This window comes from Rania fehmarnensis (assembly GCF_056494185.1).
The window spans coordinates 3700555-3725804 of record NZ_CM151398.1 but is presented as its reverse complement, the minus strand read 5'-3'; the positions used below and the strand labels follow the sequence as shown (position 1 = coordinate 3725804).

Genomic DNA, 25250 nt, shown 5'->3' with positions numbered 1-25250 from the left:
ACACGCCAATCCGCCCATGCGTTTATGGACCTCCTATCGCCACCAACTTCTGCAACAGTTCGAGGGACAACTGCTTCGGCCAGATGCCAGTCAAGAAGACGTTGCGAATCTGAACCGTAGACGCGTTGCGATCGTGGTAAAAGCCGATGTGGCGATTCGAAACATCTTCGACTGGTCGTTGGCAAATTTCTTCATCGTTGAGCGACAGGCTGATCTTGTCCTCCGTCAGTTTCATAGTGACTTTGTTCCAGGCGGCATTTTTGATCGGCAGGGATCGAGGACCTCGGCGATTGAGCGGTTCGACGATGGCGTTATCTGCAGCCAGTCCCGTCCATTCGTTGTCGTTGTCCGGAAATTGGGGTCAGGTCTGGGTCAGGTCTCGATTTGCCCCCTTTATTGAGACCTGACCCCGTTTTTCTGTGTAGTTCGTGCCAGTTGCAGCAGTTTGCAACGAGATGTGCCCACCGCTGGTCATAGCTGGCACAACAGGGCCTTTACGGTTATCGATGAATAGTGAGCCGAACATTGTTCGTTCCTAGAAGCGTGGTATTGGGTCTGCGGTCAGTGTCAGCGCTGGCGTGGTTGCAGCGTTTTCGAGATAGGGGGCGGACTAGATCGCATATCTCACGCAAAGGCGCGAAGGCGCAAAGATGCTTGCGTTAACTTCTTTGCGCCCACGCGCCTTTGCGTGAGGCTGTCTTTTGTCTTTTGAAAGTCGGGGCATCGTTTCGGCAACCGGGAACAAGCATAGGAAAATAGGGTCAGGTCACGACTTGTACGTTTTCGGACTGCAATTCAGACCTGACCCCGATTTTCAGGTGTCATGGTTTTTGTTTCGCGAGGTCAGGCGTCAAAGTGAGACGTTCTGCTCTGACCGTGATCGACTTCCACACAACGCTTGTCTCGCCCTTGCCATCACACATCGTGTGAAAATGAAGACCATCCGCGACTGATGAACTGTCCGAGATCTCCTCGGTTTCCAGCACTCGAAACACGGAGGAGTCGTTTTCGGCGAACAGGTAATAAAGCCTCGTCCCGCGGCGAGCCATTCGCATGCGACCAGCGGTGGCTTCTGTCTTTTTTGGTGGGCGTGCGGAAAACGAACGACCGCCATCTTGATGAATTTCTGAAAGTGACGAGTGCAGTTCCTGTCGCTGGAGTTCGTCACGAATCCGCAGGATGCGGCACTGACGTCGTTTGTCGTCATCCAGTTCGATCACCAGCATGATGCAGCCGAACTCGTCGCCGATCGCATGGAATTCGGTGAAGGCGACCTCCATGTCAAAATCACCGTGGACTAGGAACGGCAAGTTAACAAACGTATCAAACCAGGGGCCGCCGCCGGGACGCTGAATGGTCAGTCCACCTCTGCCGGCATCGACAGTTCCAGCCGGCTGGTTATTCCCCGTCCTAAAGAAACGCTCGGGGAGTCCGTCCTGTGCAAAATCATGAGTAAACACATGCTTCAGCTCCGACAGATCCTCGTCGAGTTGCTTGGGCCGAGGGTCGGCGAGTTCCTGTTGATTCGGCGCGGGAAGTTCCAGCGGCCAGTTTCCACGCATCCTCACATTGCGGACTCTGGCTTCGGTCTGATCAGCGAAATGAAACAGGCCGAACACGCGGTCGTTCCTTGCATCGATATCGGCGCGGCAGATTGGTTGCCCGTTCAGGTGCAGAATCGCATGCTGCGCGTTCACTTCAATCTTCAGTTGATTCCACGCGCCAGGCTTCAACGGTAAAGGCGCCGGCGCATTGGATCGCGGCCGCACGTCTGACATGTTCTCGGGGCTAAGGTCTGTTCGATCAAAGGGTCCGTCGGTCAGCCAGTGGATGCGAACTCCATCAGGTTGCAGATAGAACACCATCCGATCGAGAGCCGGATGAACTTCGGTCTTATCTGGCTCATAGAAAAACTCGTAGTCAATCGATCCCACGGAATCCAAGGGCCGCTGGTACGCCAGCAGACTCTCGCAGAACGACCCAGGAGGCGCGCCGAAATGCCCAACGATCTGGCCGGACGAATCCTCATCCGGCAAATGTTCCCAGACTGCGCCCGGAGTACCAGCAGACACTTCATAGTACGGATACCAACCTCGCAGGTCGCGTACGGCCGACAGTTCGACGACTTCCGGAATAATAGGGTTACCAGAAATCCTGATATCTCGCGCTGCAGCATGCATTCGCCACCAGCACCGAACGGCAAACCACGGATCAAGCGGAGTGGCCGGATGGTCAGTCAATGCGACCAGCCCGTTGAGGCTGGCTGTGCAAATGTCGTGGCGAACAACACTTCGATGATGGATCCATTGATCAAATCCGGAGAACTTGAGATCGCTTTTGACGCGACTGGCGCTGTTTCGAAAAGTTCCCTGCCAAAGATGCGAACGGTCCTCGTCGTTGCCAAGAAACGTCCCAGTGGTCATCGCCTGCATCGAAAACGCAGACACATCGCACTGCGCTTCGAAGTTGCCAGCCAAAGGACTTCGAAAGAAAAGGTAATCGTCATTATGTCCAGTGAACTTCTCGACCTGTGAACCCACGCGAGCCCAGCGAGCGGCCGCAAGGCACTGCCCTCGCGTCTGAGCTCGCCGAAGGCTGATCGGAATCCACTGCGTAAGTTCCCAGGCCGCCTTTGCGGCATCGACTGGCGCACCAGCTTCACGATGACCATTCAGTCCCGCCAGCGCCGCAATCTGACTGTGCCACGCCAGTGAGTTATCGGGAATATCGCGCTGTGTGCGTTGTGCAAACAGGAACCCCAGCAGGTCTTCAATTCCTGGCTCTTTGAGGTTTCGGATCACACAACGATAGACGACGAGCGTCTCCGGCCACATCTCGGATGCCTTGTTCGCATTCGAGTTTCGCACGAGCTGTGAAAGACGATCAATTGATTTGACAGCGTCGTCCGTATTTCCGAGTTCCAAATGCAGCAAAGTCAGCAGCGCCGCCTTCGCGCGCTGCTGTTCTTCCAGTTCAGGCTCCGGAATGGCGTTTACTGTTTTGACGAGGTCATCCAGATGATGCAACCGCTTCGCTACGTCCAACAGGTCGAAGACAGGCGAGACGATTCGTCCCCCTGATGCATGTTCTTCCGACGAATCGACTCTGTTGATCGGCGCCGGGTCTGTCTGCGTAAAGTCGCCTCGCATACGAATCGATGCGAGGGCTTCCGACGACAGCACCCAATTCAACAGCAAGTCGAATCGCTTTGCATCATCCAGCAATGCGGCCCTATTGCGAACCGCAGTGGCGTTGTCCGCGAGAACGGTCTCTTCGAACAAAGCTCCGGCAGCGGGTCTTGCTTCGCCCGCGTTAACATGAAAGCTGCAACACACCGGGAGGCATATCATTGCGAACAAGTGAAGGCTCTGATACTGCATTGTTCCTCCAGCAAACGTTGGGGAGTTACTAACTGCCGTCGAGGATTTCGTCAGAAATCCTCTGCGCACGGAATTCTCACGAATTCCGCTACAAGCTCCAATCCGCCCATGCGTTTATGGACCTCCCAGCGCCACCAACTTCTGCAACTGTTCGACGGACAACTGCTTCGGCCAGCTGCCGGTCAAGACGACGTTGCGAATCTGAACCGTAGACTCGTTGCGATCGTGGTAAAAGCCGATGTGGCGATTCGAAACATCTTCGACTGGTCGTTGGCAAATTTCTTCATCGTTGAGCGACAGGCTGATCTTGTCCTCCGTCAGTTTCATAGTGACTTTGTTCCAGGCGGCATTTTTGATCGGCAGGGATCGAGGACCTCGGCGATTGAGCGGTTCGACGATGGCGTTATCTGCAGCAAGTCCCGTCCATTCGTTGTCGTTGTCCGTGAGCCAGTGCATGCGCACGCCGCCAGATTCAATGAGAAACGTCAGTCGACCTAGAGTTGGATGAACCGTTGTCTTGCCGTCTTCTTGAAAGAATTCGTAGCTCACGGATTCACCTTCAAGCAATGGCCGCATGTAGGTCAAATGACTTTGAGCCACCTTCTTCGCCTCTGGTAGGGCAGCCATTCGACCATGCAGAATGCCGTCGACGACTTTCCAGTCCGTTGCTTCGGGAGCGACCGGGCCGTTCACCGCCGGTCCAGGTAGAAACGGCTGAACGGCTTTTGGAACTGTCTCGCCGTACGCGGCCGTCCAGCCACGCAGGTCGCTGCTGTCGGCAAGGCGGACTTCGCCAGGAATCACGGGCTCGCCAACGATTTCGAGATTGCGGTAGTAAACCCGTCCATCGCCAAACCCATGCAGACCAAGCCACGGGCTGCCCGCGCATGTCGCCGGAGTTCCATTCCAGCCGGGATGCAGATTTGACAGGAAGGTAATCTTCTCTGGTGTGGCGCGAATGTTAACGCGATTGAACATCCGCAACTCCTTCGGTGCCACAAACGGCCATTGTCGTTTTTCAAAGTAGCCGCGTTGAACGTCGCGAACGGTGAAGAGAGTCGGATCCGCATCAAAGCTCAGTCCACCATATGTCATCCCCGCGCCGCCGTGGTCCATGGCGGCGACTTCACCTTTGAACTCAAAGTTTCCAGTGAGCGGATACTTCAGCAGTAGCAGATCGTCGCCGGGCCCAGACAGTCGCTTAATGTGATCTTCATGTGTCAGCCAGATTGCGCGATCGGACCCCGTGGAAGATCCGTCATGCTTTTGATCATCGGCTGCGACCCACAGCTCAGGCGTTTCGTAGAGAACTGTCGCCGGATTTGTTTCCGGGCTGCGAATTTTCATGATCACAATCGCTCGCAACCGCCTCAGGAAAGACACATGCGGCGAAGTCGCCTTGGTGAAATCGAACTGATTCAAACGCTCAGTGATTTGTTCGCATACGGGCCCAAGACCGGCTCGCGTCATCGCGGCGGACACAAGCACTGCGTCATGCAGAGCCGTGAGTTCGCCGTTGTCTCCTTCCGGAGCGACTCGAGTCGTTAGCTTGGCAATCAGCTCTGCGTCGGTTGTACGCGTGTCCCGAATTTTTGCTAGAGTGAGAACGAAATCCGCATGGGCTGTTTTCTTGGCGGCCAGAGCCTCCAGTTCAGTGATCAACTGACGAAGACTACCCGCTTCGTCTGCAGCCACAACCATGGTCCATGCGGAACAGAAGAGTCCCGGGATCTCGCCGATCGTCGCGATCGCAAACGATTCCTTCTTCGGTCGCTGGCCGAGTGCTCGTGCGAATTCCATCGGAGGAGCGATCTCTGGCACGAGCGACATGAGTACTCGCACAGGCTTGGCTGTGTCTTTCGGGATCGACCATTTTCGAAGCCAGTCGTACTGCTGATCAGTACCGAGCTGCGTCAGTGCTCGGTGCATACCACCAGAGGCTGCGGACAATTGAGCAAAGAACGGATCCTCAGTGTTTACGGTCTGGGGATCCAAGGCCTCCAGAGCTTTGAAGGCTTTCGAGAGATCATCTTCTCGCAGAGCATCGAGAATGGCTTTGTTGATCGAAGTCGCTGTTTGCGCCACCGGCGCCGCAGGTACGCGTGTTTGGGCTGCCACCGGAAACTGCAGAACAACCGCGAGAATAAGTGAGTGGAAAGTGATTCGCATTTAGGAAAGGACTTTCAAAGAATGGTTCATCACGGAATCTAATGGGTGCACCAGCTCTCCAAGGGGGCAAGCCCGAATGGCGTGGACTTAAGGATGGTTCATGAGCTGACGCAGGGCTGTTTTGTTTAACCCGTGGCCGCAGAGGCTAGGCAGCCGGAGTTATTTGTATTCAGCTACCTACAAATGCGATTAGGTTGAGGTTTGTCCACAAATACCAGCGGTTAGCTAAAGGCCAGCCTGGTTAGCGGGTTCGCCTAGCCTGCGGCCACGGGTTAAATAAAACAGCCCTGACGTGCTTAGTAAAGTTCACGGCGGTGGTTCTGCCGTGAATACAATTTTGAGTCCATCCGGCGACCAGTCGCAATCGATAATTCGCCATTGGCGTGGCTGGCCGGGAACGGGGAAGATTTTTTCGGGATCATCGCGTTTGACGATGAACATCTGCGGTCTCCCGATGGAAGGATCGAGCCCCGAGAACAATATCTGATTTCCATCCGGATGCCATGACACATCGGAATGCAGCCGAACTCCCTTGTAGAGCACATTCATTTTGTCAGGTTTATCGATATCAAGGGCGACGATCACGACGGCATCCCCTTCATCCTTCATTAACTTGGCTTTGAACGCCAGCGACTTGCTGTCTCGAGACCACCCGAGCCCTTTTTCGATCGAGCGGAATTGTGATGGCTGGTCGTCCGCAGGGATCGTGCGCTGCTGCTCGGTCTTCACATCATGCACGACGATGCGTTTGTTAGAGATCCAGGCAATGAAGCGACCATCCGGGGACCACGTGCCGCTGATGCCGCTCTGATCAAGTTGTCGAACAGCAAGCTGGCCAGCAGCACCATTGACGATGTTCCATGGAACAATGGACAGGCCTCCGCCTTCATTCGTTATTAACAGCTGCGAGCCGTCTGGTGAAAGGCTTGGCAAAGTGCCAATGGCAAATGAACGCACTTGAGAGTCGCTAATCGTCAGCTTTGTGAGCAGCGAATACCTGCCATCGTTCATTTCATAAACGATAAACTTGCCATCCTGAGACCACGTCGGCCACTTCATCTGCATGTACGTTTCGTCAGCTGCAGCAAGTTGCCTGATGGATTCAACTGCCGCTTTCGTTTTCGTTTCGTCCTTCTGTACAGTACCAGCTTTCCTGAGATCGAGCAGGTACAAATTTCTGGCTGTCGACGTCCGAGCGTTCTCAATCGACTCTGCTCGGACGGACATCTTCTTCCAGACGACGCTCACTTCCGAAGATTCAACACCTGAAGAATAACAGCTGATCCGCAGTACGAAATTTCCGGGCAGGATTGGTATATCAGACACCTCCATCGAATGCAGCAGACGAAAGTTGTCCGAATCCAGCGGCGCGACTAAGTAATGGAACATCTTTCCCCGCCGAGCAACACGCAGGCGCCCTGAGCGGCATTCGTCGGCGTAGATGGCGGGGTACTGAAAGCCTCGCCCGTTTTTTCCCGATTTGATGATCTCCACCTGCGTGATTTCTCGAAGTGGTGTATCAGGATGTTGAATCATGCCTCGAAACAGCATGTGCATTTCAAACTGCCCTTGAATCATTCGAGGACCCATGTAAATCGCCGCCGCGCCGTTGTCGGAAGCTTTGAGCTTCAAATCGGCGAACTCGGCGATCACATCAAAGTCGCCCGAAATCCCAATACGGGGCTGCGTGATCGAATCTGCATTTGCTCGGGGCCCAGCGGCACCACTCATTTGCAAGCCGACTGGAAACAGAGCATTGGACGACTGCCCCTCGACGTAGTCTGTAAAGGCCGTCTTGCGCTGGACCTCTGTCGCGCTCGTAAAATCAAACTCAAAGGACTCGGCCAGTGCTTCACGTTCACGATCCAACGCGTCGGTATCAGTCCCACGCAATTCCTGCTGAGCGACGGGAGGAACAGACTTCGGCCAATCGCCCTTGAGCACAATATTTCGAATACGAGCTTCCGTCTGATCGCAGTAGTAGAACAGACCAAAGGAACGATCATTCGTCGCAGCGATCTCTGATTCATGAATCAACACATCATTCAACCGAAGTCGAAGTATGTCGCCGTTGATCTGAACGACCATTCGATTCCACTCGCCGGATTTGAGCGGCAGGGAATCCACTCCGGCAAGGCGGCCCACCGCGGCTTGATGGTGCGGGTCAAGTCCTGAGTTCTCCCAAACGCCGTTGGTTGTATCGTGCAGCCTGACTGCTCCGCCATCGATCAGGAACGCACGGCGTCCGAGTGAAGGATGCACGATTGCTTTGCCAGTCTTGTAATAGAACTCGTAGCTAACTTCGCTGTTCCAGACCAGCGGCCAGATGTACCGCAGCATTCGCTCAGCGCCTGTGCCAGAGAGCTCCGGCCGGTGATTACCAATGATCTGCGTAACTCCGGACGAGTCCTGCTCCAGCTTCCACGATTGCTTGTCCGGAGTCCACGGATCCTCATGCCAGGTGATCCAGCCAGGAAGATCTGAAATTGGTCTTGGCGAAAGCGAGGTCGATTCGTTGGCAAGATCTGCGAGCTTGTCGGTCGTCTCTCTGGCTCTGGACCGCAGTTCCGAAAGTCGCACTTCTTCCGGAACAATCGGGGCACCGGTGATGCGAACATCACGAATGCTGCCAACGCCGCTGCTGGGATTGCGAATGGCGATCCACGGATCATGCTCCTTCGGAAGTACCGTGCGAGAAATCAGGCGACTGTTGAGATAGCGAGAACAAACGCCGTCTCGCAGGTCGACTCGATAGCGCAGCCAGTTGTCGACTCGCGATAGCTTCGGTTGCAATGCGATCTCCGGATCAACTCGGAACAGTTCGCCAGCCTGCACGGATTCGTGATGCCAAACCGGCGTGATCCAACCGCCGTTGATCAGAGGATGAATTTCCTTCCAGCCAAAGCAGGTACACAGGCATTCCAGCGTATAGTTTCCTCTTACGGGGCTGGTGAACAACAGGAGCTCATCATCCATCTTGGCGAGCACATTGACAGTGCGATCACTTCTCTGAACATGTCCCGGTGGCATGCCGACTCCGTTGGACCATGAATGCTTGCGAGTCACCCAGTGCCAGGTCTTCAAATCGGGGCCTGCTGTCCACGGCTGAGCCTGTTGATTCTGCGGCAGCTTGTGATGATGAATCCGACCAATCAGATGAATCATCAGCACATCCCATTCGATGGGACCATGAGATTTGCCAGCTCGTATCTGTGAATCCTGAATGCTGACCAAAAACAGTAGAGCTTCGTCCAGCAAGACACCCCGCTGGGCCGCCATCACAAGCAGCAGTGTTTCAGGCATGCGATCCTGCAGCCGATCAAAACGCTGTTTCACGAATCGCTGATACAGTTCGTCTGTAATGCGAGCCGCCTCATCAGAATCGCTTTTCGCAATCGCAATCATCGCGAGTAGTGAAAGCTGACATCGTTGCTGAATTTCCCCATTCGATTCGACGGCTTGAACAGCAGCTCGAAGTTCATCCAGCTTGCTCGTCTCTTTCGCGGCTTCAATCAAATCAAAAACAGGCGACACAAAAATACCGCCTGTGTGAATTCGTCTTTGATTCCGCTGACTTCCCGCCTGCATTCTGGCAACATCAACCGGATGTTCAGAGATCGCCGAATCCGGCGCGTCTGTCAGCGTTAGTTTTCCGAACAACCGAAATTCACGATGCGACTGCCCCGGTAGAACGTGCGATTTGAGAAGCTCATAGCGATCGACGGCCGGCAGTCGGGCTGCAGCCTCTCTAATGGCAACAACGTTGTCGGCCAGCACTTCGCCTTCAAACAATTCTCCAGTCGCCTCCATGGACGGCCCATCACCCGCCCGCGCGCAGCGTGACGCAATCCCCATGCCCATGACCAGCACCGGCAGTACAAAACAGGTCTGCAGAAGAGCAAATCGCATGGTCCGATTCATTTGTTTTGTTCGGCGATCATCTTGCTTAACCGTCCATCCTTTGAGCCGCCAGTCGCTAGCCGTGGGTTTTGTCTTAACCAGCCGGCACGTGATCGAGAGTGTCCGGTTTTCGCTACAAGAATACAGGAAATTCACCTGGGCAAGCGCCCGGCGGCTAATGAAATGTCTAAATCAGCTCCCCCGCTATCTGCGGCTGGTTTTCCACGTGTTTTCTGAAATTCACCTGCGGCCAGCGCCTCGCGGCCCACAGAATAAGTCGTACCAAACTCCCGTCTCACGCACAGAATTTCACGAGCGCCGGTCGAATTGATTCACGGAAGTCAACGAATCGATCATGCTGTTCAGCCATCGACGATTTGCTCGGCACGAATGCGAATAGCTTTGAACCGGATTACGGACTTTCGATTCTCGCCGCCTGTGTGAATCAGAGCCCGGAGCATTCCCAGCGGGACTGGATCGGTCCCCATCTTCATCGCACCGAGAATTTCCGGTGGTGCGTCTGGCTTGCCGCGGAAAATCTGGTAGATCACATCACCACGACGTGCCAGCCGAAGCAGGCTGGCAGTCTCTGCTGGGCGCGACACGATTTCCTGGTAGTTGAATGTGCCGTCTCCGCGGATTCGGCGCTGTTGAGTCTCTGCTTTCGTATCACCGCCATTGTGAATTGAAAATTTCACTTCACTGTTGGATTTACGCGCGTCGTTGAACTCCGCCTGCAGCAGAACCACCGACTCATCGAACTTCTTGCAGGGTTCCATGTGCAGAACGTCAAGCTCGAGCGAAATGTCAAAATCCCCGGCAATGGACACTCGTGGTACCAGTCCTGCTGCCTGCCAGTTGTCGCTGCCCGGGACAGTGATCGTTAGTCCAAGCTTGTCTCTGGCATAGGTCGCGCTCGTATGGCTCCACACCGTGAACCCTTTGAGATCCCCTGTTCCAGCAACAGGCTTCAGGCTTCCGAAGTTATAGAAACGTTCGTCGACCAACGCGGCACGTTCCTTGTCGAGCTCAACGATGGTCTTAACGGCCACTTCTGTGCCTCCAAACGCCGACTGAGCGCGAACAATGAGGTTCTTCCAGACGACTCTGGCAAATCCCGCCTTGTGCTGGCCGACAACAAGTTTGACCGTTGCATCTGCACCTGAAACCGCCTCCGAATTAATCAGACGAAACTCCGTCGATTCGTTCTCGGCGTACAGACACGACAGCTTGCTTCCGCGTCGGACAAGCCGCATGCGGCCAGAGGTGGATTCTTCTGCCGGGTTGCTGAAAAAGATGAATTGTGTTTCTCCACCTCGCTTCTCGAAGATTGCAGCCTGAACAAGTTGCTCGCGAGCCCCAGGAGGAACGCCAAACACTTTGCGAAACAAGAAGCACTCACGCGATCGGTCATCATCGAGAGTCACGGCAAGCTGGATACTGCTCTCCCCGCCCTTGATCTCCGTTTGAGTAGCAAAGTCTGCGAAGCTGGTGGTGATGTCAAAGTCCCCGCTGAGCAGAACGGGTGAAACGATGGCATAATTCACGTATTCACCGCCTGGCCGATTCAACTGGATTCCATGCTCAACCTGCTTGAGATTTTCTTCCCATTTGTCACCCACGACGGAAAACAATCCCGACGGCACTCCGTTGCGGAAATCATGTTCGAATACCAGCGGCAAAGCCACTGCGTCCCCAACAAGTTCTTCGATGTCATTTGTTGCCAGTTCCTGTTTCAACGGCTCGGGCAGAACCTTCGGCCAGTCGCCGCGCCAGCGAAGATTGCGGACTCGAGCTTCGGTCTGGTCGGCATAGTGAAACAAGCCGAACGTTCGCAGGTTGGTGGGTTCGAGTTCCCGCGAAAACACCAGCGTGCCGTTCAGCGTCACATCGACAGTTTTGCCTCGAACAGTCAGCAACAGCGAGTTCCAGGCGTTAGGCTTGAATGGCAAGGCTCCTGCATGCTTCTGGTGTTGTGGTTCCGCAGAGAGATTATCAGGGCCAAGTGAAGTGCGATCGTGACGACCGTCGGTAATCCAGTGCACATCGACGCTTGCCGGATTTAGCATCAGAGACAATCGATCCAGAGCCGGATGCACCAGCGATTTTCCTGGCTGATAGAAAAATTCGAATTCGATCGTGCCGTCGTCAGTTATCGGGCGATGGTATCGGATCAGGCTCTGACTGAATGTGCCTTCGCGATCTGGGCGATGACGACTGATCAGTTCCATTGAATCGCCAGGAGTTTCCCCGCGAGTTCGAGGCACCGTTTTGGCAAACCAATCTGCGTCCTGCCAGCCGACCGATTCGTCGAAGTACGCTACCCAACCGGCAAGATCTGGCGTAATCAGTTTCACTTCGTCCGGTATGACGGGATCACCCAGCACTCGAAGATTCTTAACAGCCCCGTTTGTGAGCCACCAACTGTGAATCGAAAGCCATGGGTCGTCCTTCACACCGTGTTGACGCTGGTAGATGTTTCGTCCGTTGGTCAATGTTGTCCTCGTTCCCTGATCAACGATCATTCGGACGCGCATCGATTCAAACATGCGTGTCAGAGGTGGATCAATCGGGATTGCGGCACCGTCATAACGGAAGCTTGCGTTAACAACACTGTTCCGTTCTGAGCTGGAGCCTGCCCAATAGCTGCCGAGCCCCAGATGGATGTCTCGGTATTCAAAAGTGGTCAGATCCGCCTCAACGGAAAAATCGCCCACCAGCGGCGATGCCAAGTACAGATAGTCATGGTCATGCCCGGCCACGTGTCGCGCTTCGCCAGGCGTGGCACTCCAGATCGGAACCGGGTACCCAGCTCCTCGAGTTTCCGAAGTCATCCTACTGACTGGAACCCAGGTTTTCAGCGACGGCTGCTCGGCAGCCTCTTTCACGGACTTCTTTCCGTTATGAATCGCTTCATCCAGAAGAAATCTTCGTGCGATAACTTGTCGCTTCCAGCGTTCGCTGCGTAGAAATTTTCCAGACCAGACATCCTGTTGAAGCAGCACCGCCAGTTCGCGAGCCAGCTCACGTGTCGAATCGAAATCGCCACCTGCCCAGACCGCGACAGCTTCCGTATGCCGTTCCCAGGCCGAGCCGGGTACTGATCCTGCCATCGCGAGGATCTGACGCATCTGAAGTTCTGCCTCGCCAGAATCTTCCTGCGCAATCGCGATGAGAAGCCGAAAAACGACGCGAGCCTTCTTATCCTCGAGCGACGTCCCCTGCCACCGATCAACGACTGATTGAATCTCATCCAACTGATTCAAACGTGTCGCGACTTCGACAAGATCCATCGCCGGTGAGACGAGATCTCCACCTGTGAATTGTCCTCGGTTCAAACCAGACTTCTCAGGCTGAGCAGCTCCAGACCGATCAGCTATGGGAGCTGGACAGGTCTGAGTGAACTCACACTGCATCCTCAGCGTTGGATGGTCATGCGATGGCAAGACCCATGCCGACAAGAGTTCAAAGCGTGCCGTTTCATTCAGCTTCAACGCTCGGTCATGAATCTGCAATGCTTCCTGGGCCACGTGTTCATCTGCAAAGATCGCCCCGAGTGCTGATCGCACACCAGCTAGCGGTTTAGTCCCCTCCTCCTGCGGCATCGCTGCCATGACCAAGAACGTTGGGAACTGCATTGCCATGGCAACGAAAAGTAGAGTCCAGTGCTTGCGATTCATGCGTTTTTTTCTTCCGTCCCCATGGCAACGAGTCACCACACACAATCAGCGGCTTGACGTCTTCCGCTCGCCTTTTTGAATCCAGGGCACGGCCTTTGGTTTTGCAATGACCTGGTCGTGTCCCCGGCAGCGATCGTCGTTGTTAACTGCCCCATTACGATGAGGAACATGCTGCAATGAAGTACAGCCAATTGCCGCGCATGCATCACTGTCAGGAGTCCTTTTAGGAATGGCATGTCTTCAACCGTGTCTCACCGACAACCTTCGTTGGAACGCATAACTGGGAAATTCTCAGCTTTCCAGCACGTGCAAATTGAGTGCGACTGATTCATCAGTCGCATGAGCATAGCATTTCACGCAGAATTTCTCTGCAAACTCTAAGTTGGTCGCTGGTTCCCAGGGCGAGACATCGTGACGGTGGACTTAAGCCAAGTGTGAGCATAATGTAGGGCTGTTTTGTTTAACCCGTGGCCGCACAGGCTAGGCGAACCCGCTAACCAGGCTTGCCTTTAGCCGACCGCAGGTATTTGTGGACAAACCTCAGCCTATCCGCACGCATAAGCAGGCCAACATCAACTCCTCCGGCTGCCTAGCCTTCGGCCACGGGTTAAACAAAACGGCCCTGCGTGAGCTCATGAACAATCCTTAACTCCACGCCATTCCGGACAAGTCCCTTGGAGAGCAGGTGCACCCACAAAATTCCGCGATGCACCCTTTTTCGATCGTTACTGCCAATCTGATAAAATTTCTGCGTGAAAGCTGTGGGGCGGGCGACCTAGTTGCAGAACTCGAAGAACACCCGGTGCTAACTCGGGAATTCGGAAAATGAGGCCATTTTGAACGATTCCGCACTGGTCGATGGACTTCGTCGTCACGACCCGGCGGCAGTGAAGCATCTGACGGATTGCTTTCTGCCTTCGGTTTGGCGCTTCGTCTACTTCCGGGTGAACGGCGATCTGCATCTGGCAGAGGATATTGTCAGCGAATCGGTTCTGGCTTTGATTCGAGCTGTTTCGGATACAGAACTGGATATCGGCAACCCGGTCGCGTGGCTCAGGTCCGTGGCGGCTCATAAGGTCGCCGACCATTTCCGAGCGGCGGCTCGAGTGCAGCATTTGATCGATCAGGCTAAGCAATCAGTTCTGGCTAACGATGAAAAGGATGCGGTGCAGGCGCAAGAGCAGCGTGAGCGACGAGAAGAAATTCGGCAAGTGCTGGATCGCATGCCGGAACATTCTCGGTTGGCTCTGGAATGGAAGTACATCGACAAGTTGAGCGTCAAGGAAATTGCCGATCGTTTAGATGTTACAGAGAAGGCGGCCGAGTCGATTCTGTTTCGCGGTCGAAAGGAGTTTCGACAGCGAATATTGATGAAGGAAGATCAAAACAATTCCTCAGCCGACACAAACTGCAAAGGTTGTCGTCCTGGGATTGAAGCGCGTGACCGAGTTGAAGAACGAACAGATGTGATCTCATGACACGCGGTGAGCCGGATGCTAGTTGCAGATGAACTCCTGAACAACAACGAAAATGCCCTCAGCTAGCGCTGTGCGGCTCATGGAACAACAGATTTTTCGGAACGCAGTTTCCTGGTACAGCTTCAATGGTTGATTCCAATATGAACAATTCATCACCTGAGTCTGTGGACGACCGCGAGCTGGAAGAGCTGTTCGCTGACGCCTTCGATGCGCCTCCGGTGCCGCGGTCGGTGCTGAAGCGGCTTGATCAGCGTATCCTTAAGGAATGGGGCGAGTCGCCTCGCCTGGCGAATGTGCGTATCAACAAACAACAACGCACATTTACTCTAAGCTCTCGCTGGGTCCGCGGTCCGATCGCTGCAACTGTGGCTCTAGTCGTCCTCTGCGTGGCCGTGATGAACAGTTCGGGCGCGGAGTATCGCTGGTCGTCGATGCTAAGCGCGCTCGGCCAGCAAGGGATTGTGCAGTTTGAGCAGAATAACGCAACGCGATGGTTGTCGTTGTCTGAAGGGCTGGTAAGTGAATCGACTTCGGAATCCTGCGTTTTGCTCGATGTGAATCAGAAGGTGGTCCTTCGTCGGCAGCATGGCGGAAACGTGATCGAACGTGAGTCGTTGACGTTTGAGAGCAGTGAGGCTCAGAATCGCCTGATGTTCGCGTTCATCGCGGGCGATTCAGGCGGTGGCTTTTCGAGTAAGTCGACTACAATCGTCGACCGCGGCTGGGAAGAAGTCACCATCGAAGGGCAGGAGCGAATTCAACTGAATGTCTCCTGTGAATCCGGCGGCTCGCATTCAGTGTTGCATATTCTCTTGGATCCAAAGACTCAGCTTCCGCTGGCTTGTGACTTGGCAGACGTGACAGATGCCGATGTCACAGGTAAACGTACGTTGCCGGTTGTGAACAAAGCTCGCTATCGCCCACTGACCTATTCCCACGATGTCCCTGCAGCCCGAGTCGCTGCAGTATTTCCCGACGACCTACCGATTGCTGAGGTGATTGCCGCCGAAGAAGTGCAGTTGACTGCGAACGAATCACCGAAACTTACTGAACCAACCTTAGCAGCGGTCACTAACCCTAAAGTTGCTGCCCCTAAAGTCGATGACAGCGCTTCAACAGATCCGCATGCAAGTGCTCCGCTGCCGGGTGATGCTACCAAATGGCGAGCCGTTCAAATTCGGCCAAGCGTCACCGGGAACGCGGTTCAGGACCTTGATCTTCTGATGGCAAAGCTGTGGGAAGAGAACAATGTGAAGCCTGTGAGCCCGGCGTCCGACGAAGAACTGCTTCGTCGGGTTTATCTGGATCTTGCAGGGCGCACGCCGAGCGTCAATGAGGTTCGCGACTATCTGAAAAACACTTCGCCGGACAGATACGAATCTCTGGTCAACCGACTGCTGAACAGCCCGGACCATGCGAGCCATCTCGCGGCCAAGTTTCGATCGTTCCTGCTTCCAGAAGGAGTCGACCTGACAAACTTCGGCGGGGTCGAAGCCTTCGAGAAGTGGCTGGCGGCTCGCTTTCAGAAGAACGAACCGTACGACAAAACCGTTCAGAGTCTTTTGCTGGCAGAAGGCCGTCTGGCTCAATCCGGTCCGCTGTTGTTTTACTCAGCGACCAAGCTTGAAGCTGATCAGCTGGCGGGCCGAACGGCTCGAGTGTTCCTCGGAATGCGGCTGGAATGTGCTCAGTGTCATGATCATCCGTTCGAACCGTGGACTCAGGAAGACTTTTGGGGCTACGCGGCTTTCTTCGCTAGGATCTCTCGACCTCGTGGCAAGCTGGAAACTGTCTCAACAGTTATGCAGGTTCGCGACGTGGATCGTGGCGAAGTGATGATGCCGGAGTCCACGACTCCTGTGTCGCCTAAGTTTCTGAATGCAGACGAAGTATTGACCGACGAGAAATCGAATGCTCGCCGGAAGAAGCTGACAGCTTGGCTAACTGGCAGTGACAATCCCTACTTTGCTCGGGCAACCGCCAATCGGGTTTGGTCGATGATGTTTGGAAAGGGGATCGTGAATCCCGTGGATGATTTCGGTGTGGGCAATCCCCCGTTGTCGCCAGAACTGCTTGACCTGCTTGCGGGAAATTTCATCCAGTCGAAGTTCGACCTGAAGGATCTGTTCCGAGTCGTCGCGTTGTCAAAAGCCTACCGTCTATCCAGCGGTGCCGAAGACGCCAATGTAGAGCGCCAGGCTTGGTTTGCTCAGATGAATGTGAAGATGCTGACGGCTGAACAGGTGTATGACTGCATCACCGTCGCCACGATGCCCAGTTCGACTCAGACGACTGACATGACGGGCCTGGTGACTCGATTCGGTAACGTATCGCGAGACGAATTCCTGCGTGACTTCAGAACGCCCTCTGGTCGTGCAACCGAGTATCAGGGTGGAATTCCTCAGGCGTTGACGTTGATGAATGGAACGCTGATCGACAGCGCAACAGGGCTCGCATCCAGCGGCTTGTTGAAGTCCCTGCAGGCTCCCTTCTTCACGCAAGATCAGCGAATTGAGATCCTGTACTTCGCAACATTGTCTCGTCAGCCGAAGCCTTCTGAAAGGGAACTATTGAACCAGTACGTCACGGAGGACCTGTCTGGCAATGAACTCCGTGAGGCCTTGTCGGATGTGCTCTGGGCACTGTTGAACAGTGCTGAATTTACAATGAATCATTGACCTCATTACACTCCTTGCGGCCATTCGGTCGGTAGGGAATGGCTTGGCTGCCCTCGAGCTGCTGAGGACAGCAGCTTTACATTAGGGCCCACGAGATCATACGGAACGAACTTTAGTAGAGGAACTCACATGAATCCAATCCTGTCCCGTAGAAGATGGATCTCCTCACTTGCAGCCAGCGTTGCCGGCGTCAGTGCCAGTGGGTGGTTTCCGCTGTTCGCTCAGCAGCAACTAGCCGAGGCCAAGAAGAAATCTCGCCATGTTATCCTGCTTTGGATGAGCGGCGGACCGTCTCAAATGGATACTTGGGACTTGAAGCCGGGCCATGCCAACGGCGGTGAGTTCAAAGAAATCCAGACGGCATCGCCCGGACTCAGGTTCAGTGAACATTTGCCGAAACTGGCCGCAATGTCCGACCATCTGGCCGTGCTGCGAGGTCTGTCGACGCGTGAAGGCGACCACGGACGAGGCACCTATTACATGAGAACTGGCTATGCACCCATGGGGCCGGTTCGATATCCGAGTATCGGTAGCTCCATCGCCAATCAACTGGGATCGTCCGAGTTTGGCCTGCCGGGATGTGTCAGCATCGGAGCATTTCGAACGTTCAACGAGGACGCATTCGGTGCTGGTTTTCTAGGACCGAAAATGCAGCCTCTGATTGTTGGTGCGTCGGACGTGGCCAGCGCGATGACGACTGGCGGAGACGGATTTCCTCAACTTCGAGTCCAGGGAATGAGTCGTCCCCAGAGCATAACGGATGTGCGAATGGAGAAGCGACTCGACATGTGGAAGAACCTGCAGTCGGGATTTCTCGCCGAACATCAGGCCGGGGCTGCGAAGACGCATAATACAATTTACGAAAGCGCCGTAAGGCTGATGAACAGCAAGGATGCCGAGGCCTTTGATCTGTCAAAAGAACCGACACAGCTGCGTGAAGCCTACGGTCGAAATGTCTTCGGTCAGGGCTGTTTGCTGGCTCGCCGATTGATCGAACAAGGCGTCTCGTTTGTAGAAGTTTCGCTGGGCACCAGCAGCGGTGGGGCGGGCTGGGATACTCATACAGACAACTTCAACGCAGTCAAAGCTCTGTCCACGGATCTCGATAATGGCTGGGCGACATTGATGAAAGATCTTTCCGATCGCGGCCTGCTTGAGTCCACCACGATTCTCTGGATGGGCGAGTTTGGCCGGACGCCGCAAATCAATAACACCATCGGACGTGATCATTTCCCGGCGGCTTGGTCTGCCGTACTTGCTGGAGCGGGCATCGCGGGTGGTCAAGCCTACGGTCGAACCAGCGACAGCGGCTTGGCCGTGGAAGACGGACTAATTAGCGCCGAAGATCTGCTGGCAACATTGTGCGCAGCCGTAGGTCTGGAAGAGAAAGCCACTCAGATCGATGACAACGGCCGACCAATTCGCATCACAGAAGGCGTGGCCGCAAAAGCTGTATTGGCGTAATTTTCTCAACGGCTCTGAGCCGCAAGAGTGCCATGCGGTTCACATGAAACGATCTCGCAGATCCATCAGACATACCTATGCAAAGTTCCCGCTCCAGATCGACCTTCCTGCAACGATGCGCCTCGGCTTTCCGGCCATTGACGCATCTGGCGATGACAGGCCTGCTTTCAATCACGACATTTGCAGCGGGTCATGCGGACGAAAACGGTCTGACCGTTCCCGTGCGAATTCTCAGCGCCCCTGCCCCAGCCTCAGCCATGGCTCCCGGAATGGTTGCTCGTGAAGAGGCACCTCCGGCGACTCCAGCCGCACGAATGCCGCAATATCAATTGCATCACAAAGACCTCGGCGACCCAGGTGGTCCTGCTTCGCCACATGTGCGATTTGTGCTTGCGTTGCCGGAGAAACCGCTGTTGATAGAAGCAGCCATTTTCATTGATGGCAAGCCGTTTCGACAGGCTCGCGAAGAACGTGTGCAGAAGATCATGCGGTACCTCGCCGATCCCGCGGCGTTCAACGCCCAAGCTGCAAAGCAGGCGGCGGAAGTGCAGGCCGCAGCAACTGCGAAGAACAAACCTGGACTTCTTGATTCGGTGCTCAACTTGATAAAAGGCGACGACACAACGCCGGCTCCCGAGAAAGCGACTCAGGAAGAGAAAGCTGAAGACCCAACACCAGAGTCAAAGTCAGAAGAAGCGGTCGAGCCTGCCGTTCCTGCGACTTCCGAACGGGCGACTCCCAAATACGCGGCTCCGGCCACGATTTACGAACGCATCGAGCGCTACACTTCAGCTACGAACGCAGCGCCCACTGCGGATGAAGTTCGGTGGTTGTTGACCAACTGGGTGGATGGTCCGTTACTGTTGTTCGTGAACGAAAACTTTCAGCGTTTCCGAGCAGGTCAACAGCCTGTCTTTAGGGTTCTTGATCGAGATCGCGATGGCCTCGTCTCTGCAAATGAATTGACAAAGGCCGTCGCGGCATTTCGGGAATGTGATCTCAATCGCGACGACATGGTTGATGCAACAGAGTTGGCTCAGGTCGCCAACGATGCTCGTGACCAGCCCACTGCATCTACTGGCAAGCTCGTCTTCCGGCTCCCCAACGATGCTAACGCGACAGCGTTTCTGCGACGACTGGCGACTCACTATGCGGCTCCTGATGCGAAGTCGCCAATGTTGCCGCAGTTCGATCCGAACAATGATGGTGTATTGATTCCGGAGGAACTCAAGCAGCTACTGGAACGTCCGGCTGACATTCGATTGAAACTTGAGCTCATGACGAGCCAGCCGGAAGCATCTCGACTGACCATCGAGGGTTTCAGCGATGAACTTGCGGGGCTGAAAGATGGTGTGAAGAAGAACCCGTCCAGCCTGACACTCACCTTTCCGTCATTCAATCTTGAGTTTCTAGCTGCACAAGGCACGAGCAGCGATCAGATCTCGATTGGTGCAGTTAATGACGGTTACGCAATGCTTCAGGAAATCGATCCGAATGCCGACGGTCGATTTTCAATCCGCGAACTGCGGCAGTTGAACGAACGCCTGGCAGCCTTCGATCAAAATTCTGACGGACAGATTGGATCAAACGAGACTCGTCCGACATTCCGAGTTTGCATCGGCCTGGGACCAACCGCCCATCAACCGCTGGCATTGCTGCGAGAAGTCAACTTGCAAAACTCGGCAGCTCAGGAACCCGGGCCGGATTGGTTCACTGAAATGGACAAGAACAAGGACAGCGACTTAACTCGCCAGGAGTTCCCTGGCACGGACGAACAGTTTAAAGAGCTCGACAGTGATAATGATGAATTGATTAGTTCCAGTGAAGCCAACAAAAGACCTAATGGGCGCTAGCCGAATGGCGTGGACTTAAGGATTGTTCATAAACTCGCGCAGGGCTGTTTTGTTTAACCCGTGGCCGCAGGCTAGGAAGCCGGAGGTGTTTGTATCCAGTTACCTATAAATGCAATTGCGCTAAGACTTTTCCACGAATACCGACGTTCAGCTAAAGGCGAACCTAGTTAGCGGGTTCGCCTAGCCTGCGGCCAAGGGTTAAACAAAACAGCCCTGAGTTATGCTGACACAAAAGAATAACCCGCGGCTGGTGCCTTGCGGCTCACATTATGGGAGAAATGAATATGAACCGAATCGACTCTCACCTGGCAACCGACCGAATTCGCACAAACAGTGACAACGGGCACGCGAAGACTCCGATCATGGAAACATCCAAAGATATTGCGGAAGCGGTCGACGCTATGCACGAGCAGTTTCTTGAACTGCGACGACAGTTGGCCGGCGTGATTGTCGGCCAGGATGAAGTCGCCGAGCAACTGCTGATCGCGATGCTGTGCAAAGGTCACTGTATTCTTCAGGGGATGCCGGGACTTGCGAAGACGATGCTCGTGTCGGCCATGGCCTCGCTGATCGATTTGTCGTTTCGGCGAGTCCAGTTTACTCCTGACCTGATGCCAGGCGACATCACGGGTACCGAGGTTTTGCAGGAAGATCACACAACCGGCAAGCGAGTGTTCCAGTTCATCGAAGGCCCGCTGTTCGGCAACGTAATTCTGGCTGATGAAATCAACCGCACGCCTCCAAAGACTCAAAGCGCTCTGCTGGAAGCGATGCAGGAACGTCAGTTAACGGTTTGTGGAAAGACGTACAAGCTGCCGGATCCATTCTTTGTTCTGGCGACGCAGAATCCTGTGGAGACCGAAGGAACGTATCCACTGCCGGAAGCTCAGCTCGATAGATTCCTGCTGAAGATCCACGTGCAGTATCCTTCTCGCGCAGAGGAACTAGAGATCGCTCGTCGCCAGACAACCGACTACAGCTTCAAGACGAAGACCGTCATCGATATCGACCACATGCACTCCATGCAGTCACTGGTTCGCAATGTGGTTGTCGCAGATCACGTCTACGAAGCAGCCCTGGATTTGGTGCGAGGGACTCGGCCCGACGAAGGTTCCATGGCGACTGATCTTCAGAGTCTCGTCCAATGGGGAGCGGGCCCGCGTGCCACGATCGCCCTGCTGCTGGCCGCGAAGGCTCGCGCTTTATTGAATCGTCGCTGTCATGCAACTACGGCTGACCTGACTGCGGTCGCATTGCCCGTGTTGAGGCATCGAGTGATTCTGACGTTTAACGCTGAAGCCGCCGGGATCGATGCGGATTCAGTGTTGAACAGAATTCTGGAGAATACAAAGTCGTTGCAGACAGCCTGAGCCGCAAAGTGTAAGAGGTCAATCTAATGTTCCGCTTCTTTCGATCAAAACCGAATCCTCCGACGCCCGCTCCGGGCGCTGCGGTAGGTTACGCTTCGGAATTGATCGATCCGAAAGTGATGGAACAAATCGGATATCTGGAAATGCTGTCGCGAACGGTTGTTGATGGTCTGCTGGCAGGCAAGCATCGATCGACGACAAAGGGCGGATGCTGTGAGTTTTCTCAGCATCGCCAGTATGCTCCAGGTGACGAGATTCGCCAGATTGATTGGCAGGTGTTCGCTCGCAACGATAGGTACTTCATCAAGCAGTTTGAAGAAGAAACAAATCTCCACGCGGTGATGGCGCTCGATACCAGTGGGTCGATGAAGTTCGGTTTATCGACGGTCAGCAAACTTGATTACGCTTGCCGGGCGGCAGCGTGCATTTCGCGGATGTTGCTGCGACAGCGAGATGCCGTCGGCACGGCGATTCTGAACGAGCAAACTCCGATGTTTCTGCCACCAAAACAGAACGCTGCCCATTTGCAGGCGATCCTCTCGACTCTCTCCGCAGCGAAGCCGTCCAGTGGCGGTTCTCTGGCGACTCAGATCCGAGCGATGGTGCCGCGAATGCGTCGACGAGGCCTGTTCGTGCTTTTCTCGGACTGCTTCGGCGACCTTGATGAACTTTCGACGTCGCTCCGCATCGTCCGGGCTCGAGGTCATGACGTGGTGGTGATGCATGTGCTCGCGCCGGAGGAAATCCATTTCGACTTCCGACACTGGTCGTCGTTTCAGTCGCTGGAAGTGGCTGGACATCGAATGAATCTTGACCCAGCAGCCATTCGAGATGAATACCTAAAGCGCGTGCGAGCCTTCGTGGAGAAACTGGAGAACATCGTCACAGGCCTCGGCGGCGATTATGTGAGGATGACTACGAACAAGGATCTGGCGGAAACGTTGGGTTGGTTTTTGAGACAACGTGCGGCAAGAACTTAAGGACCAAGCAAGAACGTGGGTTTTCTGAGTATCACATTTCTGATCGCTTTGCCATTGGCGTTGGCACCGATTCTGTTGCATCTGTTTGATCGGCGACGTAATGTCACGATCGAATGGGGAGCGATGGAGTTTCTGCTCGATGCCGCCACGCGCCGGACGAGTGCTCGAAAGCTCAAACAGTGGCTGCTGCTAGCTCTGCGATTTCTGGCGATCGCCGCGCTGGTGCTGGCTCTCGCGAGACCAAAACTGCCGGGAAATTGGTTTGGAAACAGTGCACGAGGCGAAACGGTATTCGTCATCGACAATTCGATGTCCACGCTGCGCGAATCGGAAAACTCGACTCTCTTTGTAAAGCTGATTGAACGTGCGAAGAGCGAGTTGAACGCAGTGCCTTCCGGCGACACCGTCCGCATCCTGCTCGCTTCACCGTATCCGGTGTGGGCGACCGCTGGAGAACTGCGAGTCGACTCGGGCTCGCGAGGGATGATTGCCGAGCAACTCGATGAGGTTCGTCCGACCAACGGTAGTAGCGATCTGCTGGCGGCGATGTTTACCGCCGTGCAGGTGGACTCCGAACAAAAGACCGAGAAGCGTCGAATCGTGCTTCTCACCGATGGCCAGGCTGCGGATTGGAAAACAGCGGATATCAGCGGCTGGCAACGGTTTCAGGAAGTGCTCAAGTCGGCAGCCATTCCGACTCAACTGGAAGTGATTGAGCTGGATGCGAAAACATTGAAGTCGACGAACATCGCCGTGAACACTTTGCGATCGAATCGGCTGGTAACGGGTATCGATCAGACGTTTACGGTCACAGCGCAGATTCAGAATCATTCGGCCGTTGATTCTCCGGGATGCACGGTCTCATGGCAGGTGGGAACTCATGAACAGCAGACGGCGGAAGTTCCCTCATTGACCGGCGGCAACACTCATGAAGCCGTTTGGCGACATTCGTTTTCCAAGCCAGGTGTTTATTCGTTGTCATGTCAGCTCAAGTCGGATGACAACCTTGCCCCGGACAACCGCGCGACGGTGGTGATTGAAGTCATCGAAGAAGTTCCGGTGCTTGTGGTCGAAGGGGCGGCCGGACAAGCGGAGCTTCAGCAGGATGCTTTCTTCCTTCAGGCGGCGATGGGATGGATTAACGGCGAGGCGATGGAAGCTCACACCGTCTATCGACCGGTCACCGTCAGCCCCGATGAACTAGAGGGCATGAGTCTTGCCGGATATCGAGCTGTTATTATTCCGAATTTCACTGCGATCTCTGAGCGGTCGGTTGCCGAGCTGAAAGCGTTCGCATCCAACGGCGGCGGTGTTTGGATCGCTCTTGGACCGCGAGCTGACATCGAGATGTTCAATCAATATGTGTTCGCTCATGGGGACGGGTTGTCACCACTTGCCATTGACGGAATCGTTGCCGAACAAAATTCCGACTCTGCCCCGAAGATCAGTGCAGCGTTGCGAGAGCATCCAGCGACAATTGGATTGGCGGACCACGAAAAACTGGATACGAACGACATTCGAGTTCGTCGACGATTTCGTTTTGTGCCGCCTCCACGCGATGAAGACGTTTCGGCTTTGCTGAGTTTGACCAACGGTGAATCGCTGGCGGTGGAAAAGTACGTTGGTCAGGGTCGTGTGATCGTGCTGGGCATTCCGTTGACGATGCGCGACTGGAGCGAGCTGGCGAAGGCTCAGGCGTTCGTTGTGATGGTTCAGGACTGGGTCGCCTATCTGACTCAGCCTCAGGCGACCCGGCATAATCTTTCACCCGGTGATCCCATTTCCGTGCATCTTGCGGAGACAGATAACCGCGACGCGTTTCTCAAAACACCTCACGGTGACCAGATCGAACTCACGGCCGACACGGTTCCGGATGGCGTGGTCTTTCGTTCGAGCCGCACAATTTTGCCCGGGGATTACACGCTGCAATTGGGACTGTCTGGCGATTCAATCCCGTTTCATGTACAGCGAAATCCGAAGGAATCGAATCTTGCAGGTCTCTCGGAAGAAGATCACAAGCTTCTCGCCGATACGGCTGGACTGAGCAGCAGGTTGTTGAATTCCAATCTGAGCAGCACTAGTCAGAGCGATCCGGTCTGGCCGATGCTGTTGATGATGTTAATCGCGTTCATGAGTATCGAATTAATTCTCTCTGGAATGATTTCCCGCGAACGCTTCGGCACGGCCGCGATCTCGGAGACATCGGAACGAATTGGCGATCCCGGTTTGGCGATGCCGGTGGTGTTTGAAAAGAAGATCGCAACTCGCGAGCCGCAAGGGGCTAGTCGCGTGTAGTGC

The 25250-nt window shown here is 54.7% G+C and carries 12 protein-coding genes; 7 read left to right on the top strand and 5 right to left on the bottom strand.

Annotation, left to right across the window (positions count from 1 at the left end):
• Nucleotides 1–22: 22 nt before the first annotated feature.
• From SH573x_RS12410 to SH573x_RS12390, 5 genes are all read right to left on the bottom strand, one after another.
• Complete coding sequence (locus tag SH573x_RS12410) at nt 23–325, bottom strand: DUF1583 domain-containing protein (protein WP_479356719.1); 303 nt, start codon at nt 323–325, stop codon at nt 23–25.
• A gap of 496 nt (nt 326–821) precedes the next feature.
• Nucleotides 822–3380, bottom strand: a complete 2559-nt coding sequence (locus SH573x_RS12405) for a DUF1583 domain-containing protein (RefSeq protein ID WP_479355455.1) — start codon at nt 3378–3380, stop codon at nt 822–824.
• A 114-nt stretch (nt 3381–3494) separates the two neighbouring features.
• Entirely contained in the window at nt 3495–5549 is a 2055-nt protein-coding gene (locus SH573x_RS12400; protein ID WP_479355453.1) for a DUF1583 domain-containing protein, read from the bottom strand.
• Between the two features lie 306 nt (nt 5550–5855).
• The gene (locus tag SH573x_RS12395; protein WP_479355451.1) at nt 5856–9458 is read right to left on the bottom strand and encodes a DUF1583 domain-containing protein; all 3603 of its coding nucleotides are present in this window, start codon (nt 9456–9458) and stop codon (nt 5856–5858) included.
• A gap of 353 nt (nt 9459–9811) precedes the next feature.
• Nucleotides 9812–13129: a DUF1583 domain-containing protein gene (locus SH573x_RS12390; protein ID WP_479355450.1), complete on the bottom strand. Its 3318-nt coding sequence runs from the start codon at nt 13127–13129 to the stop codon at nt 9812–9814.
• An 836-nt stretch (nt 13130–13965) separates the two neighbouring features.
• Between SH573x_RS12390 and SH573x_RS12385 the strand changes: the two genes are divergently transcribed.
• The 7 genes from SH573x_RS12385 (at nt 13966) to SH573x_RS12355 (ending at nt 25247) form a co-directional block, all read left to right on the top strand.
• Nucleotides 13966–14607, top strand: a complete 642-nt coding sequence (locus SH573x_RS12385; RefSeq protein WP_479355448.1) for an RNA polymerase sigma factor — start codon at nt 13966–13968, stop codon at nt 14605–14607.
• A 140-nt stretch (nt 14608–14747) separates the two neighbouring features.
• The gene (locus SH573x_RS12380; protein ID WP_479355446.1) at nt 14748–17285 is read left to right on the top strand and encodes a DUF1549 and DUF1553 domain-containing protein; all 2538 of its coding nucleotides are present in this window, start codon (nt 14748–14750) and stop codon (nt 17283–17285) included.
• Nucleotides 17286–17414: 129 nt separating this feature from the next.
• Nucleotides 17415–18749, top strand: a complete 1335-nt coding sequence (locus SH573x_RS12375) for a DUF1501 domain-containing protein (RefSeq protein ID WP_479355444.1) — start codon at nt 17415–17417, stop codon at nt 18747–18749.
• 152 nt (nt 18750–18901) lie between these two features.
• Nucleotides 18902–20602, top strand: a complete 1701-nt coding sequence (locus tag SH573x_RS12370; RefSeq protein WP_479355442.1) for an EF-hand domain-containing protein — start codon at nt 18902–18904, stop codon at nt 20600–20602.
• 284 nt (nt 20603–20886) lie between these two features.
• Nucleotides 20887–21972: an AAA family ATPase gene (locus tag SH573x_RS12365; RefSeq protein ID WP_479355440.1), complete on the top strand. Its 1086-nt coding sequence runs from the start codon at nt 20887–20889 to the stop codon at nt 21970–21972.
• Between the two features lie 101 nt (nt 21973–22073).
• The gene (locus SH573x_RS12360; RefSeq protein WP_479355438.1) at nt 22074–22952 is read left to right on the top strand and encodes a DUF58 domain-containing protein; all 879 of its coding nucleotides are present in this window, start codon (nt 22074–22076) and stop codon (nt 22950–22952) included.
• A 15-nt stretch (nt 22953–22967) separates the two neighbouring features.
• Nucleotides 22968–25247 (top strand): BatA domain-containing protein, encoded by a 2280-nt coding sequence (locus tag SH573x_RS12355; RefSeq protein WP_479355436.1) that lies wholly within the window; start codon nt 22968–22970, stop codon nt 25245–25247.
• Nucleotides 25248–25250 lie beyond the last annotated feature (3 nt).